The 15,950-nt window shown below is 66.9% G+C and carries 15 protein-coding genes; 9 read left to right on the top strand and 6 right to left on the bottom strand.

Annotated elements, in window-relative coordinates; genetic code table 11:
• Positions 1-2: 2 nt before the first annotated feature.
• The 4 genes from CFB47_RS24510 to CFB47_RS24495 all read right to left on the bottom strand — a co-directional run bounded on the left by CFB47_RS24510 (position 3) and on the right by CFB47_RS24495 (position 3,443).
• Entirely contained in the window at positions 3-947 is a 945-nt protein-coding gene (locus CFB47_RS24510; RefSeq protein ID WP_089462562.1) for an electron transfer flavoprotein subunit alpha/FixB family protein, read from the bottom strand.
• Positions 948-963: 16 nt separating this feature from the next.
• Entirely contained in the window at positions 964-1,713 is a 750-nt protein-coding gene (locus tag CFB47_RS24505; protein ID WP_089462561.1) for an electron transfer flavoprotein subunit beta/FixA family protein, read from the bottom strand.
• Positions 1,714-1,751: 38 nt separating this feature from the next.
• Complete coding sequence (locus CFB47_RS24500; protein ID WP_089427384.1) at positions 1,752-2,540, bottom strand: SDR family NAD(P)-dependent oxidoreductase; 789 nt, start codon at positions 2,538-2,540, stop codon at positions 1,752-1,754.
• A gap of 66 nt (positions 2,541-2,606) precedes the next feature.
• Positions 2,607-3,443: an alpha/beta fold hydrolase gene (locus CFB47_RS24495; RefSeq protein WP_089462560.1), complete on the bottom strand. Its 837-nt coding sequence runs from the start codon at positions 3,441-3,443 to the stop codon at positions 2,607-2,609.
• Positions 3,444-3,580: 137 nt separating this feature from the next.
• Here CFB47_RS24495 and CFB47_RS24490 point away from each other — a divergent pair, with 137 nt between their 5' ends.
• From CFB47_RS24490 to CFB47_RS24455, 8 genes are all read left to right on the top strand, one after another.
• Positions 3,581-4,360, top strand: a complete 780-nt coding sequence (locus CFB47_RS24490) for an SDR family oxidoreductase (protein ID WP_089463532.1) — start codon at positions 3,581-3,583, stop codon at positions 4,358-4,360.
• Between the two features lie 156 nt (positions 4,361-4,516).
• On the top strand, positions 4,517-6,082 hold the full coding sequence (locus tag CFB47_RS24485) for a DUF1302 domain-containing protein (RefSeq protein WP_089458313.1): 1,566 nt from the start codon (positions 4,517-4,519) through the stop codon (positions 6,080-6,082).
• Positions 6,083-6,122: 40 nt separating this feature from the next.
• A complete protein-coding gene (locus tag CFB47_RS24480; protein ID WP_089462559.1) occupies positions 6,123-7,505 on the top strand; it encodes a DUF1329 domain-containing protein in 1,383 nt (460 codons plus the stop codon).
• Between the two features lie 118 nt (positions 7,506-7,623).
• Positions 7,624-8,406 (top strand): 2-oxopent-4-enoate hydratase, encoded by a 783-nt coding sequence (dmpE, locus tag CFB47_RS24475; RefSeq protein ID WP_089462558.1) that lies wholly within the window; start codon positions 7,624-7,626, stop codon positions 8,404-8,406.
• Positions 8,407-8,419: 13 nt separating this feature from the next.
• Entirely contained in the window at positions 8,420-9,319 is a 900-nt protein-coding gene (locus CFB47_RS24470; RefSeq protein ID WP_089462557.1) for an acetaldehyde dehydrogenase (acetylating), read from the top strand.
• A gap of 16 nt (positions 9,320-9,335) precedes the next feature.
• The gene (dmpG, locus tag CFB47_RS24465; RefSeq protein WP_089462556.1) at positions 9,336-10,367 is read left to right on the top strand and encodes a 4-hydroxy-2-oxovalerate aldolase; all 1,032 of its coding nucleotides are present in this window, start codon (positions 9,336-9,338) and stop codon (positions 10,365-10,367) included.
• Between the two features lie 179 nt (positions 10,368-10,546).
• Complete coding sequence (locus CFB47_RS24460) at positions 10,547-12,169, top strand: AAA family ATPase (RefSeq protein ID WP_179258975.1); 1,623 nt, start codon at positions 10,547-10,549, stop codon at positions 12,167-12,169.
• A gap of 181 nt (positions 12,170-12,350) precedes the next feature.
• Positions 12,351-13,682, top strand: coding sequence for an MFS transporter (locus tag CFB47_RS24455; RefSeq protein ID WP_089462554.1), 1,332 nt, complete (start codon positions 12,351-12,353; stop codon positions 13,680-13,682).
• Positions 13,683-13,726: 44 nt separating this feature from the next.
• Here CFB47_RS24455 and CFB47_RS24450 read toward each other — a convergent pair whose 3' ends face one another.
• A complete protein-coding gene (locus tag CFB47_RS24450) occupies positions 13,727-13,975 on the bottom strand; it encodes a hypothetical protein (RefSeq protein ID WP_089442371.1) in 249 nt (82 codons plus the stop codon).
• The gene (locus CFB47_RS24445) at positions 13,972-15,219 is read right to left on the bottom strand and encodes an alkaline phosphatase family protein (protein WP_089462553.1); all 1,248 of its coding nucleotides are present in this window, start codon (positions 15,217-15,219) and stop codon (positions 13,972-13,974) included. The genes CFB47_RS24450 and CFB47_RS24445 overlap by 4 nt, the downstream gene beginning before the upstream one ends.
• Before the next feature lie 226 nt (positions 15,220-15,445).
• Between CFB47_RS24445 and CFB47_RS24440 the strand changes: the two genes are divergently transcribed.
• Positions 15,446-15,775, top strand: coding sequence for an alpha/beta fold hydrolase (locus CFB47_RS24440; protein ID WP_256946747.1), 330 nt, complete (start codon positions 15,446-15,448; stop codon positions 15,773-15,775).
• The last annotated feature ends 175 nt before the right edge of the window (positions 15,776-15,950 follow it).

Below are 15,950 nucleotides of genomic sequence, written 5' to 3'. Positions count from 1 at the left end.
GGTCAGAGTGCCGCGGCCGCTTCCGGCACGAGCGTGAACAGGTCGCCGACCACGCCGTAGTCGGCCACGCTGAAGATCGGCGCGTCCGGGTCCTTGTTGATCGCGACGATCACCTTCGAATCCTTCATGCCGGCCAGGTGCTGGATCGCACCCGAGATGCCGACCGCGATGTACAGCTGCGGCGCGACGATCTTGCCGGTCTGGCCGACCTGGTAGTCATTCGGTACGTAGCCCGCGTCGACTGCGGCGCGCGAGGCGCCCAGTGCTGCCGATAGCTTGTCGGCCAGCGGCTCCAGCACCTTCGTGTAGTTCTCGCCGCTGCCCAGACCGCGGCCGCCCGACACGATGATGCTCGCCGACGTGAGTTCCGGCCGGTCCAGCTTCGTCACTTCACGGCTCACGAACTGCGACTTGCCCGCATCGGCTGCTGCTTCGATCTTCTCGACCGTGGCGCTGCCGCCTTCCGTTGCCACCGGATCAAACCCGGTCGCACGCACCGTGATGACCTTGACCGGATCGCCCGACTGCACCGTCGCGATCGCGTTGCCTGCGTAGATCGGGCGCTCGAACGTATCGGCCGACACCACCGCCGTGATCTCGGAGATCTGTGCGACATCCAGCTTCGCGGCAATGCGCGGCGCGATGTTCTTGCCGTAGGCCGTTGCCGGCGCAACGATGTGCGAGTAGCCGTTCGCGACGGTCATCGCCGTCGCTTCGACGTTCTCGGCGAGACCGTCAGCCAGCTGCAGCGCATCGGCCAGCAGCACCTTCGACACACCCGGGATCTTCGCGGCTGCGTCCGCTGCCGCTTGCGCATGGTGTCCGGCAACGAGCACATGAACGTCGCCACCGCCCGCCGCATCGAGCGCCTGTGCGGCCGCGACGGCATTCAGCGTCGCGGCCTTGATCGACGCGTTGTCGTGTTCCGCAATCACCAGAATCGTCATTTCTTTCCGCTCCCTCTTACAGCACCTTGGCTTCGGTCTTCAGCTTCGCGACCAGCGTCTGCACGTCCGGCACCTTCACGCCGGCTGCGCGCTTCGGCGGCTCGTTCACCTCGAGCACTTTCAGGCGTGGCGTCACGTCCACGCCGAGGTCGCCGGGCTTCATGGTGTCGAGCGGCTTCTTCTTCGCCTTCATGATGTTCGGCAGCGTCACGTAGCGCGGCTCGTTCAGGCGCAGATCCGTGGTGATGACGGCGGGCAGTTGAAGCGACAGCGTTTCCGCACCGCCGTCCACTTCGCGTGCGACTGTCGCACGGCCGTCAGCCACCACGACCTTCGATGCAAACGTCGCCTGCGGGAACCCCGCCAGCGCGGCCAGCATCTGGCCGGTCTGGTTCGAATCGTCGTCGATTGCCTGCTTGCCGAGGATCACCAACTGCGGCTGCTCCTTGTCGACCAGCGCCTTCAGCACCTTCGCGACAGCGAGCGGCTCGACGCCTTCATTCGATTCGACGAGGATCGCGCGATCCGCGCCGATCGCGAGCGCCGTGCGCAGCGTTTCCTGCGCCTGCGCCACGCCAACCGATACGGCGACCACCTCGGTCACGACGCCAGCCTCCTTCAACCGCACGGCCTCTTCCACCGCGATCTCGTCGAACGGGTTCATCGACATCTTCACGTTCGCGATGTCGACGCCCGTCCGGTCGGATTTCACGCCGACCTTCACGTTCGCGTCGACCACGCGTTTTACTGCCACGAGCGCTTTCAACTGCCTGTCTCCTGTTCCGTTGCGTACGCCGCGCCGCGTCAGCGCGCGGTAAAGCCGCCGTCGATCACGAGCTCCGCGCCCGTCACGTAACGGCCTGCCGGCGACACGAGATACAGGATGCCGGCCGCGATGTCGCGCGGGCTGCCGATCTTCGCCATCGGCACGTTGGTCTGCATGTACTCGAAAGCGCGATCGGGGTCCTGCCCCATCTGGCGGAACGCGTCCTCGAGCATCGGCGTGCGGATATAGCCCGGATGCACCGAGTTCGCGCGGATGTTCTTCGCCGCGTACAGCATCGCATCGACCTTCGCCATCATCCGCACCGCGGCCTTCGACGCGTGATACGCGGGCACGTCGGGCCCGCCGACGATCCCGTACATCGACGACAGGTTCACGATCGAGCCGCCGCCGGCCGCGTCGATATGCGGAATCGCCGCACGCGTGCACAGGAACACGCCGTTCACGTTGACGTCCTGCACGCGCTGCCACTGCGCGAGCGTGAGCTCGTGCGTCGGCACGTTGTGACCTTCGATGCCCGCGTTGTTCACGAGCACGTCGAGCCGCCCGAAGCGCGCGACGATCTCGCCGAATACGCGCGCCACGTCGGCTTCGTGCGTGACGTCGAGTGACCAGAACGCGGCCTGGCCGCCCTGCGCGCGGATTTCCTCGACCAGCGCTTCCGCCGGTTGCGACAGCACGTCGAGAATCGCGACGCTCGCGCCGGCGGCCGCCAGCGTGCGCGCGGTCTCCGCGCCGATGCCGCGCGCGCCGCCGGTGATCGCGGCCACCTTGCCGCGCAGGTCGAACAGGTCTTCGATGAGCTTCATGTCGTCTCCAGGGTTTTGTTCAGACAGGCCGCCCGCATCGAGGCCGGCCATCAGGTGCATCCGGCGTTATCGCGTATTCCGCGTCGCAAGGAAATCGAGGCATTCCCGATTGAAATAGTCGGCGTGTTCCACCATCACCCAGTGGCCGCACCGGTTCATCAGCACGAAACGCGCATCGCGGCAGCGTTCGAGGAATTTCAGCGCGCCGCCGACCGGATTGAAGCGGTCGTCCGTGCCCCAGAAACCGAGCACCGGGGTACGCAGGTCGCCGAGTGTGTCGGTCAGGTTCGGCACGCTCATCGTCGACAGCACTTCGGTCGGCTGTTCGACGCACACCTTCATCCGCTCGGCGACGAGCGCGTCGGTGACGATCGCCGGATCGTGCACGAGCAGCGTCAGCAGCTCGCGCATCGTGTCGTCATTCATCTGGCGGTGGGTGAACAGCTGCACCATCCGCTGGATGCCTTCCATCCGGAAATAGGTGTCGCGATCCTCGACGCCGCCCGGCGCCATCATGATCAACCCGTCGACTTCGTCCGGGTAGTCGAGCGCGTACTTCAGCGCGATCGCGCCGCCGAGCGAGTTGCCGAGCAGCACGGCCGGGCCGATGCCGAGCGCGGTCAGCTGCGCATGCAGCGCGCCGACGAAGAAATCGAGCGTATAGGCGACGTCGGCGGGCTTCGACGACTGCCCGTAGCCGGGCAGGTCGATGACGATCGCGCGATAGCCGGCCGCCGCGAACGCGGGCACGTTGTGCTTGAAGTTGCTGAAACCGCTGGCGCCCGGGCCGCTGCCGTGGATGAACACCACCGGCCGGCCTTCGCCCGCCTCGTAGTGGTGCAGGCGCAGGCCGCCCGGCACGTCGGTGAAGATGCCGGCCGGCGGCGTCGTGGGGATCGTCATCGCGGGTTGTCTCCTTCGTCGTTCGATGGCTGTCTGCCACGATGATTGCGCCGCCGGCGCCGGCCGGCATCATCCTTTCAGACTACGAAGCCGCGCGCGCTTCTTCCTATCATCGGCCCACCGAAACGGAGGCAACGATGAACGGATTCGACTACAGCGGCAAGACGGTGCTCGTGACGGGCGGCACCAAGGGCATCGGGCGGCGCATCGCCGAACGGTTTCTCGCGGCAGGCGCGCGCGTATTCGTCTGCGGACGCAGCGCGCCCGACACGCCGCCGTCGGCCGGCGGCCGCACGGCGACCTTCGTCGCGGCCGACCTGCGCGACATCGAACAGGTCGACTCGATGCTCGCGACGATCCGCGCGGCGGCCGGCCGCCTCGACGTGCTCGTCAACAACGCGGGCGGCTCACCGTTCGCGCTCGCGGCCGATGCGTCGCCGCGCTTCACCGAATCGATCGTGCGGCTGAACCTGATCGCGCCGCTGCAGCTCGCGCAGCGCGTGAACGCGCTCATGCAGCCGCAGCCCGAAGGCGGCGTGATGCTGTTCATCGCGAGCGTCAGCGCGTCGCGGCCGTCGCCGGGCACGGCCGCGTACGGCGCCGCGAAAGCGGGCCTCGTCAACGCGGTCACGTCGCTCGCGGTCGAGTGGGCGCCGCGCGTGCGCGTGTGCGCGATCAGCCCGAGCCTCGTGCAGACGGAATCGGCCACCGAAGGCCACTACGGCGACGGCGATGCGCTCGACGCCATTCGCGCGACGATTCCCGCCGGCCGGCTCGCGAGCCCCGACGACGTCGCCGCCGCGTGCCTGTTCCTCGCGTCGCCCGAAGCGTCGTACACGTCGGGTGCCAACCTGCGGCTCGACGGCGGCGGCGAGCGGCCCGCGTTCCTGTCGGCCGCGCAGGCGGCCACACGTTGATGCACGCATGGCCAGCCGTCCGGTGCGAATCGTTGCCAGTCCTAGGGAAGTTATCTAGTTCATTTTGACGATTCCCTGCTACCGCGATCTCCCTACTCTGCCTCTCACGACAACACACACAGTCGACCGTCGTCGATACCCCCAAGAGGAGACACCATGCATCAACGGATTTCGCGCCGTACCGACAAGCGGGCAACCGCCACGCTGTCGACGCTGGCCGCCGCGCTGCTCGCGTGTGCCGCTCCCGGCGCACACGCAGGCAGCACGATCGAGCTGGGCGCCGACACGACGCTGGACTACACGTTCACGCTCAGTTACGGCCTCGGCATGCGCACCCGCGCACCGAGCGGCAATCTCCTCACGCCGGCGAACATCAACGGCGACGACGGCGACCGCAACTTCGCGAAGAACAAGCTGATCGAGAACCAGGTCAGCCTGCTCGGCGAAGTGAACCTGAAGCACGACGACTGGGGCGTGTTCGTGCGCGCCGACACGTTCTACGACCAGGCGTATCGCCGCCCGAACTACAACGACGCGCCGGGCACCGTGAACCAGTCGGGCCAGTACAACAACTTCACGAGCGACGCGCGCTACTGGTCGGGCGGCCACACCACGCTGCTGGCCGCGTACGCGTACAACACGTTCAGGATCGGCTCGACGAGCCTGAACGTGAAGGTCGGCGACCAGGTCGTCGCGTGGGGCGAGAGCCTGTTCTTCCCGAACATCGCCGGCGCACAGGGGCCGTCCGACGCGACCAAGTCGTACATGGCCGGCGCCGAAGTGAAGGACATCCTGCTGCCGGTGCCGCAGATCTCGACGCAGTGGCAGATCACGCCGAACTTCAGCCTGCTCGGCTACTACCAGTTCTCGTACCAGCAGAACCGGCTGACCGCACCCGGCACGTACTGGAGCTATTCGGACGTCACGGGCCCCGGCGCGCAGTTCATCATCGGCCCGGGCGGGATGATCATTCCGCGCGGCCCCGACGACAAGCCGAGCGCGCGCAACCAGTGGGGGATCGGCGCGCGCTTTCGCGTGCTCGGCGACACCGAGCTCGGCCTGTACCACCTGCACTACAACGACATGAACCCGAGTGTCGTCACGACCTACTTCCCGACGCTCCAGTACCAGCAGACCTACTTCAGCAACATCAAGCTGACCGGCGCGAGCTTCTCGACGCAGGTCGGCCCGGTGAACGTCGCCGGCGAAGTGTCGTACCGCCAGGGCGCGGCCGTGCTCGTCAACACGCCGACCGGCCCGCAGTCGACCCGCGCGAACGTGCTGCAGACCAACCTGTCCGGCATCTACTCGATCGGGCCGAGCTTCCTCGCGAATTCGCAGTCGTTGATCGGCGAACTCACGTACGTGCATGCCGGCAGCATCTCCGAGCTCGACGGCTCGACCACGCTCGCGAATTCGCGCAATGCGCTCGCGATGGAGATCGCGTGGACGCTCAGCTACAAGAACGTGTTCAACGGCTGGGATCTCGACGTGCCGCTGACCTACACGCACGACCTGACGGGTACGTCGCCGCTCGCCGGTGCGCTCGGCTCGCTGACCGGCCAGGGCGACCACCGCGTGACGGCCGGCGTGACCTTCACGCGCCTGAGCAACCTGCAGCTGTCGCTCGTCTACGCGAAGTTCCTCGGCTCGCCGAACCCGGTCACGCGCCCGCTTGCCGATCGCGACTACGTGCTGGCCACGGCGACCTACCACTTCTGAGCGGCCCGGCCGCTCGTCATTCAGCACTATGAGGATCGATATGAAACGCATTCATTTCCCCCTCCTGCGCGCGTCGGTGATGGCCGCGTGCGCGGTCGTCGCGACGGCGTCGTACCCGAAGGTCACGCCGGACGACCTGAAGGCGCTCGACGGCCCGCTGACGCCGATGGGCGCGGTGCGCGCCGCGAGCAAGGACAGCGGCGTGCCCGAATGGTCGGGCAAATGGCTCGGCACGCCGCCGGACGTGCAGTACAAGCGCGGCAGCCGCTACCCCGATCCGTTCGCGAGCGAGAAGCCGGTCGCGACGATCACCGCGGAAAACATGGCGCAGTATGCGGAGCACCTGACCGACGGCCAGAAGGCGATGTTCAAGCGCTACCCTGCGACGTTCAAGATCAACGTCTATCCGAGCCATCGCGACTTCCGCTACGCGGATGCCGTGTACAAGGACATCCGCACGTACGCACCGGATTCGACGATGACCTCCGACGCGAACGGCCTCACGAACGCGCCGCCGACCGTGCCCTACCCGATCCCGAAAACGGCCGCCGAGCTGCTGTGGAACCAGCGCTTCTCGTCGGCGATCGGTGCCGAGCAGGCGACCTACGACCAGGCGGTCGTGTACTCCGACGGCAACATCGCATGGGGCAAGGTGCGCTACGACATCTACTCGCCGCGCAACGCCGGCAAGTACGACGTGAAGAGCGACCTGAACAACCGCACGTACTACCGCAACGCGACGGAGCTTCCGCTGTCCGACCGCGGCTCGCTGATCGTCGGCTTCACGAACTGGGACAAGGCCGGCGCGGACAACTCGTCGCGCACCTGGATGTACAACCCCGGCACGCGGCGCGTGCGCCAGGCGCCCGAGTACGGCTACGACCAGCCGCAGGGCCCGGGCGGCTTCCGCACCGTCGACGACGACCGCCTGTACAACGGCCCCGGCGACCGCTACGACTGGAAGATCGTCGGCAAGCGCGAGATCTACGTGCCGTACGACAACTACAAGGCGATGGACAGCTCGGTGAAGTACGCGGACCTGCTGACCAAGGGCCACGAGAACCCGTCGTATATCCGCTACGAGCTGCATCGCGTGTGGGTGCTGCAGGCGACGCTGAAGAGCAACTACCGTCACCAGTACGCGAAGCGCGTGCTGTACATCGACGAGGATTCGTGGATGACGCTGCTCGCCGACAACTACGACGCGCGCGGCCAGCTGTGGCGCACCAACGTCGCGACGACGCTGTACGCGTATGACGCGAAGGTGTTCTACCCGGGCGTCGTGTTCTTTCACGACCTGATCTCCGGCGCGTACATGGCCGACCGCCTGACCAACGAAGGCCCGATGCCGAAGCTCGACAACAGCCCGCAGTTCAACGAGGCGTACTTCTCGCCGGACGCGATCCGCAGTTCGGGTAACTAAGCAACCCGCCGACGCGGCACGCCCGCGCCCCACGCGCCGGAGCCTCGCTCCGGCGCCCGGCGCCGCCCGCGACGGCGGCCTGTTCCATTCGATTCATTCGAGATTCGAGGGCTCTTTCATGTCTTCCCGCCTGCATACGACGCTCGGCGACGAGCTGTACGCCGCATGGCACGCGCGTGCGCCGGTCGCGCCGCTGTCGAGCCGCCCGCGCCGCCTGTCGCTCGACGACGCGTACCGCATCCAGCAGCGTTTCATCGAACGCCGCATCGAACACGGCGAGGCCGTGGTCGGCAAGAAGATCGGCGTGACGAGCCAGGCCGTGCAGGACATGCTGAACGTGCGCCAGCCCGATTTCGGCATCCTGCTGTCGGGCATGCACTACGCGGCCGGCGAAGCGATCGCCGCCGATTCGCTGATCGCGCCGCGCGCCGAAGGCGAGATCGCGTTCATTCTCGCGCGCGACCTGCGCGGCCCCGGCATCGACCGCACCGACGTGATCGCCGCGACGGCCGCCGTCGCGCCCTGCTTCGAGATCGTCGATTCGCGCATCCGCGACTGGGCGATCCGCATCGAGGACACCGTCGCCGACAACGCGTCGTGCGGCGTGTACGTGCTCGGCGATGCACGCGTCGATCCGCGCACGCTCGATCTCGCCGCGTGCGAGATGACGATCGAGAAGAACGGCGAGCAAGTCGCGCACGGTCGCGGCGACGCGGCACTCGGCCACCCCGCCGACGCGGTGGCGTGGCTCGCGAACACGCTCGCCGCGTACGACGTGCCGCTGCTCGCCGGCGAGATCGTGCTGTCCGGCTCGCTCGCGAAACTGATTCCGGTCACGGCCGGCGACGCGCTGTCGATGCACATCTCCGGCATCGGCAGCTGCGACGTCCGCTTTATCTAAAGGAACAATCCTGATGAAGAAAATCAAATGCGCACTGATCGGGCCCGGCAACATCGGCACCGACCTGCTCTACAAGCTGCGCCGCTCGCCGGTGCTCGAACCCGTGTGGATGGTCGGTGTCGATCCGGCGTCCGACGGCCTCGCGCGGGCGCGCGAGTTCGGCCTCAAGACCACCGACCAGGGCGTCGATGGGCTGCTGCCGCACGTGGCCGCCGACGACATCCGCATCGCGTTCGACGCGACCTCGGCCTACGTGCACCGCGACAACTCCGACAAGCTCGCCGCGCTCGGCGTGAAGATGATCGACCTGACGCCCGCCGCAATCGGGCCGTACTGTGTGCCGCCGGTGAACCTCGACGCGCATCTCGACAGCGCGCAGGCGAACGTGAACATGGTCACGTGCGGCGGCCAGGCGACGATCCCGATGGTGTACGCGGTATCGCGCGTGCAGCCGGTCGCGTACGGCGAGATCGTCGCGACGGTGTCGTCGCGCTCGGTCGGCCCCGGCACGCGCAAGAACATCGACGAATTCACGCGCACGACCTCCGGTGCGATCGAACAGGTCGGCGGCGCACGCAAGGGCAAGGCGATCATCGTGATCAACCCGGCCGAGCCGCCGCTGATCATGCGCGACACGATCCACTGCCTGACCGACGGCCCGCCCGACGTCGAAGCTATCACCGCGTCCGTGCATGCGATGGTCAAGGAAGTGCAACGCTACGTGCCCGGCTATACGCTGAAGAACGGGCCGGTGTTCGACGGCAATCGCGTGTCCGTCTTCATGGAAGTCGAAGGGCTCGGCGATTACCTGCCGAAATACGCAGGCAACCTCGACATCATGACCGCCGCCGCGGCCGCCACGGCCGAGCGTTTCGCCGAACAGATGCTGGCCGCGACGGCCGCCACCGCTTGAGTCGAGGAGTCACACGATGTCACTTGCAGGCAAGAAGATCACCGTCCACGACATGTCGCTGCGCGACGGGATGCACCCGAAGCGCCACCAGATCACGCTCGACCAGATGCGCAACATCGCGCGCGGGCTCGACGCGGCCGGCGTGCCGCTGATCGAGGTCACGCACGGCGACGGGCTCGGCGGCGCGTCGGTCAACTACGGGTTCCCCGCGCACACCGACGAGGCGTACCTGAGCGCCGTGATTCCGGAGCTGAAACAGGCGAAGGTGTCGGCGCTGCTGCTGCCCGGTATCGGCACCGTCGAGCATCTGCGCATGGCGCACGCACTCGGCGTCGGCACGATCCGCGTCGCGACGCACTGCACCGAGGCGGACGTGTCGGAGCAGCACATCGGCCTCGCGCGCACGCTTGGGCTCGATACGGTCGGCTTTTTGATGATGGCGCACATGTCGTCGCCGGCGCAGCTCGTCGTGCAGGCGAAGCTGATGGAATCGTACGGCGCGAACTGCATCTACATCACCGATTCGGCCGGCCACATGCTGCCCGACGACGTGACCGCGCGCATCGGTCAGGTGCGCGACGCGCTGAAGCCGGAGACCGAACTCGGCTTCCACGGCCACCACAACCTCGCGATGGGCGTCGCGAACTCGGTCGCGGCGGTGGCCGCCGGCGCGAACCGGATCGATGCGGCCGCGGCCGGCCTCGGCGCCGGTGCGGGCAACACGCCGATGGAAGTGTTCGTGGCGGTGTGCGACCGGATAGGGATCGAGACGGGTGTCGACGTGTTCGCGATCTCGGACGTCGCCGAGGATCTCGTCGTGCCGATCATGGACGCGCCGATCCGCCTCGACCGCGATGCGCTGACGCTCGGCTATGCGGGCGTCTACTCGTCGTTCCTGCTGTTCGCGAAGCGCGCGGAAGCGAAGTACGGGATTCCCGCACGCGACATCCTCGTCGAGCTGGGGCGGCAGCGGCTCGTCGGCGGGCAGGAGGACATGATCGAAGATGCGGCGCTGACGATGGTGCGGGCGCGGGAGGTGGCGGCCTGAGCAGACGACACCGCGGGAGGACGCATGGCGAAACGGGGAGCGAGCCCCGTTTCGCATTTCGGGATACCGTCACACCGACGACAATCGTCATACAATTTCGCATCACACGTGGCCGCCGCCTGATGCGGATCTCCAGTGTGGCGCTTTCCCCTGCTCCGTCTTCGATCGATTTCCCTCCCATGGCACATATCACTCGTATCGCGTTTTGCGGCCTGCGCCGGCTCAATGCGTTTCGCGGCTCCGGCAGCGATCCGTTTCTGGACTGGATTCGATCGCGGAAACCCTGCTGCTTTGCCAGCGTCAACATCCTGATCGGCGGCAATGGTGGCGGAAAATCGACACTGATCGATCTCATCGATTCGATCCGCGATCCCGATCGGCTGGTGAGCCTGCCCAGGGAAAACATGTGGGCCAACTCGGTATCTGCGTTCGAGATCGTGTTCGACGACGATGGCGCGTATTACGGCCGCGCCATTTCCAATCGGGTGGCCAACGCGCCGGATGCCGACAATGTTCTCGTCGATGGCCATGAGGGGCTCGATATCCAGCACCTGGAATTGCTTCATTGCGCACCAGACGGGCAGCGCACCCTCTTCCAAAAGAACATCAGTAAGCTCGGTCTGGATGATGCATCACGGAGTCAGATTCGCGCGCTCACGTCGACGATCCCGTGCCACCTCCTCTACTGGCAGGAATCCGTCGAACCCGATCTTGAGTCGGTATGCCGGATCCTCAATCGGGCCGCCGAACATTTGCCCGGCATCCTGTCCGCATCCACCCTCCTCGGCGACGACGACAGGCGTATGTTCGCGTCGACGCTGCCGTACAAGCGTGCCCATCCCTTCGGCCTCCATAGCAAGAACAGGCTGGACATCTGGTTATCGGACGATGTCAGGCAAAGCAACCATGTCCATTTCCATTCGCTTCCGGCTGGTTGGAAACGGCTCGTGTCGATAGTCGACTGGCTGGAACAGGCGGCAGACGGGTCGATCTGCCTGATCGAAGAACCCGAAACGCACCTGCACCCAACGCTCCAGCGACACCTCGCGCATGAGATCGATCGCATCGTGCACGACAGGAACCTGCAACTCTTCATCGCAACTCACTCCCCGGTCTTCCAGCAGGTCAACGTCTGGAAAAATACGGCCAAGGTATTCGCTGCGGTTTCCAACGAGATCGTCGAATACACCGATGCCACCGGCATGCTCGACCAGCTCGGCATCAAGGCGTCGGACATCTCGCAAAGCAACGGCATCGTCTGGGTCGAAGGCCCCTCAGACCGGATCTACATCAAACACTGGCTGGCGCTATGGTGCAAAGCCAACGGCAAGCCGGTGCCGATCGAGAATGTCGACTATTCGTTCTCGCTGTATGGCGGCGCATCGCTCGCTCATTTCAGCGCGCAGGATACGGACGAATTCATCGCCATGCTCGGGATGAACCGTCATTGCGCGATCGTCATCGATCGCGATCGCGATTTCGACGCCGACGCGCAAGGCCGGCTCTGTCGCACCCGCGCCGGCAGCGCGAAAGGTCGCGTGATCGACGAACTCCGCGATCGCCCTGACACCGCCGTATGGATCACCGAAAAGTACACGATCGAAGGCTATCTCCCTCCGCCGTTCTTCAATAGGTGCTTTTCGATCGACGAGCAAGGCGTGATCTCGACCACCCGGCAAAAGGTATCGATCGCACAGCAATACGTTCGAAGCGCCGACACGCTCGACGATTGCGCGTCCGGCACAGACCTGCTGCAGCAACTGGAATGTCTGCATACCGCCATTCACGCCTGGTCGTATTAGGCCTCGGGCCTCCGGATTACTCGCGGTCGAGGGTGTCGTCGCATCGCCCCCTCGTCTGCTGACACGACGCTGTCAGCAGACCGCGCCTAACCTCGACCGATCGCTCGAAACGAGGATCCCACCCGTGGCCCATCCCGGACAACGCGCCGAAGCGGCCTCCCGCATCACCGAACGGCGCGGGATGACCCTCCTGACCCTCTGCCTCGCCGTGCTCGTCGCGCAGGTCGACACGGCCGTCGTCAATCTCGCGACGCGTGCGATCGGCGACTATTTCCATGCGGGCGTCGGCGCATTGCAATGGGTCGTCGACAGTTACAACCTCACTTACGCGGTGCTGCTGCTGACCGGCGGGCTGCTCGCCGACTTGCACGGCCGGCGCCGCGTCTTCATCGCGGGCACGGCCCTCTTCACCGTCGCGTCGCTGCTGTGCGCGCTCGCGCCTTCGGTCGCGGTACTGATCGCCGCCCGTGCACTGGCCGGTGTCGGCGCGGCGCTACTGCTGCCGGCGTCGCTCGCGATCGTGCGCGTGGTGTGGCGCGACCCGGTCGAGCGCGGCCGCGCGCTCGGCATCTGGGCCGCGTGCAACGGCGTGGCGATGGCGATCGGCCCGACGCTCGGTGGCGTGCTGATCCGGCATTTCGGCTGGCGCAGCATCTTTTTCGTGGTCGTGCCGTTGAGCGTCGCCGCGATGCTGCTCGCGGTCCCTGCCGTCCCCGAATCCTCCGACCCGCGCGGGCGGCACTTCGACGGCGCAGCACAACTCGCGGGCGCCCTCTCGCTCGGCGCGCTCGCCTATGCGGCGATCGTGTTCCGCGATTCGCCCGTTGCATGCGCGCTCGCCGGAGGTGTCGCGATCCTGTCGTTCGTCGCCTTTATCGCGATCGAGCGGCGCCACGGTGCAGCGGCGCTGGTGCCGCTCGACCTCTTCCGGGTCGGTGCGTTTCGCGGCGCGATCGCCGCAACCACCGGCATGACGTTCGGGATGTACGGCGTGCTGTTCCTGCTGCCGCTGACATGGCAGAGCATCGGTCGGCTCGATTCGACCGGCGCGGGCCTCGCGCTGCTGCCGATGGCGCTCGTGTTCGTCGTCGTGTCGCCATGCTCGGGGCCGCTGTCGGAACGCGTCGGCACGCGCACGACGACAGCCGGCGGGGTCGCCGTGATCGCGAGCGGGCTCGCCGTCATCGGCGCGTCAGCCGGTTCACCGGGCCTGATCGGCGCCGAAATCGGGCTGGCGTTGACCGGGCTCGGGATGGGTATCGCGACCGGCCCGTTGATGACCGTCGCCGTCGGCGCCGTCGACACCGCGCGTTCGGGTACCGCGAGCGCACTCGTGAACGTCGCGCGGATGACCGGCGCGACGCTCGGCATCGCGGTGCTCGGCACGCTGTTCGCAGCCGCGCACGGCGGCACGGCCGGCTTGCGCACGGCGATGTTCGCCGGCGCAGCGGTTCAGTTGATGGGCGCGACCGCGTCGGCGATCAGCGTGCACCGCGCGCGGCAGGCCGCATGACACGTTGCGTCGCATGCCCCGTACCGGGCACCGCCCGGGATTCGTCAATGATGCTTCCCGCCATGCCGCTTGCGCCGATGCGCTTCACGCGCCTGCAACAGCGACGGCATCAGTTCCTCGATGTATTGCCGCGCCTGCCCGCGCGTCACGATCTCGCTGAAGCGCTGATGGGCCTTGTCATGGCCGACCAGCGCCGCATGCGCTTTCTTCAGGATGTGCAGAAACGCGATCAGGCTCGTGCCGTCGCGCACGGGCAGCGCGTCGCGCGGGTCGAAGGCCGGTGTCGTACTCATGATCCGATCCTTTGCGGGCAGTCGGTGCGGCACGTCGGGGAGACAAGCGCCAGCAGGTCGTTCGCGAGGCGGTCGCGATCCGTCAGCGGCGCGAGGCCGAACAGCCGCTCGAGCGTCGCGGCAACCGATGCGTGATCGTACGGCGTGTGATCGACCTGCCCGGCCGCGACCCACGGCGAGATCACGATCGCCGGCACCCGCACGCCGTACACGTCGAACCCGAAGCCGCTCGCGTTCAACGTCGCCGCCGCGCCATCGTTCGGCGGCGGCGCGGCGCCCGGCCTGACCGAATCGTAGAAGCCGCCGTGCTCGTCGTAGCAGATCACGAGCAGGCTGCTGTTCCACACCGGCGAATTGCGGATCGCGTTGTACACACGCGCGGCGAGCTGGTCGCCACCGGCGAGGCCGTCCATCGGGTGTTGCGAGCTGCCGTTCTGGTAAGTGCCGTGCACGATGTCGCCGTAACCGGGCTCGATGAACGTGTAGCGCGCCGTATAGCCGGCCGCGAGATCGGCCTCGAAATGCGCGAGGTCGTCGATGTCGAAGAAGCTGATGCCCTTCAGCGACGCGACCTGCGGCACGTGGCCGAGCGGGTCGCCGGTCTGGTCCTGGTAGATGCGCCAGTTGCCGTCGCCGAGCGCGGCGAAGATCGAACCCTTCGGATACGGAAAGCCGTCGAACGCGTCCCATCCGGCCATTTCTTCCTTGGTCGGCGAATGGTCGAGCCCGGCCGACGACGCGCCGTGCAGGAAAAAGCGGTTCGGCCAGGTCGGCCCGGGCATCGACGCATGCCACGCGTCGCACAGCACGAACGCGTTCGCGAGCGCGTGCAGCGAAGGCGCCTGCGTCGCGATATCGACGCCCTGCATGATCTTGCCCGCGTCGGCCGGCTGCGGCGGCGTGCCTTCGGAATGCGAGGTCGCGTAGTTCGACACGAACCCGGTGTTGACGACCGGCGGATAAGGCTGCCCTTTCACGAACGGCACGCCCGCGCCGCACAGCTGCTCGAGCACGTCGGTGAATTCGTGGCACGGATCGGTCGGCATCCGGTCGGGCGCGCCGCCGCCGAACGGATAGACCGCATCGCCATACGCGTTGCTGTTGCCGGGCGACGCGGCGACGATGTCGGGATAGCCCGACAGTGCGAACAGGTGATCAAAGGAACGGTTCTCGAGCATTAGCACGAACACGTGCTGGATGCGGTCCTGAACCGACGGGGATGCGGGGGCTGCGTCTGCACTCATGGCGCCTCCTGGCGTCGCGCGACGAAAGTCCTGCTGGCACGGTCGTCGGCCCGCTGAAAGCGGCTGAAGGGATTGAAAGCCGTGGCGCGGGCCGCGAATTGCCGATGAGTGTACGACCGCGCCGGCCCGCGCGTAAAGTCGCACGCGAACCGTGTTGTGACAACGCGCGCGCCTTGTTGCAAGTACGACCGTCAACGACGATGCGTTTCGCCGGCTCGCGCGATTCGTGACGGGGGGATTGTCGGCGCGCTGGGCCGACGTGAAGCTGCGGCAGAACCGCGCGCGCGTGGCGCCGGATTGCCGGCTCGCGTATCTCGACATGCTGACCGGCACGGATTTCGTCGACGACATCCGCGGGCTCGACACGCGCTTCCTGGTGATCGTCGGCGACAAGGATCCGGGGCTCGACGCAGCAGCGATGCTGGCGACCTTCCTCGCGTGGCATCCGAACGCGCGGCTCGTGACGATACCGAATTGCGGGCATGACCCGATGCAGGAATGTCCGCCGTATTTCGCGATGATCGTCGAGGATTTCCTGCGGGACGCGGCCGCCTGAGCGTTGCGCACGCGCGGCGGCCGGTGAAGGCGGGATTGGCCGCCGCGGCATGACGATGCCGCCGGCGACCGGTGAACGGCACGCGATGTGTCGTCCACCCGGTTCGTCCGGCTTCGTCGGCCGGACGGGATTCGATCGGCGAGGCGGTACTGCATGCCCGCGCCGATCGTTGCCG

It is taken from the genome of Burkholderia sp. AU27893 (genome assembly GCF_002223205.1).
In the GTDB taxonomy this organism is placed as follows: Bacteria; Pseudomonadota; Gammaproteobacteria; order Burkholderiales; family Burkholderiaceae; genus Burkholderia.
This window is presented reverse-complemented; position numbering and strand designations above follow the sequence as displayed.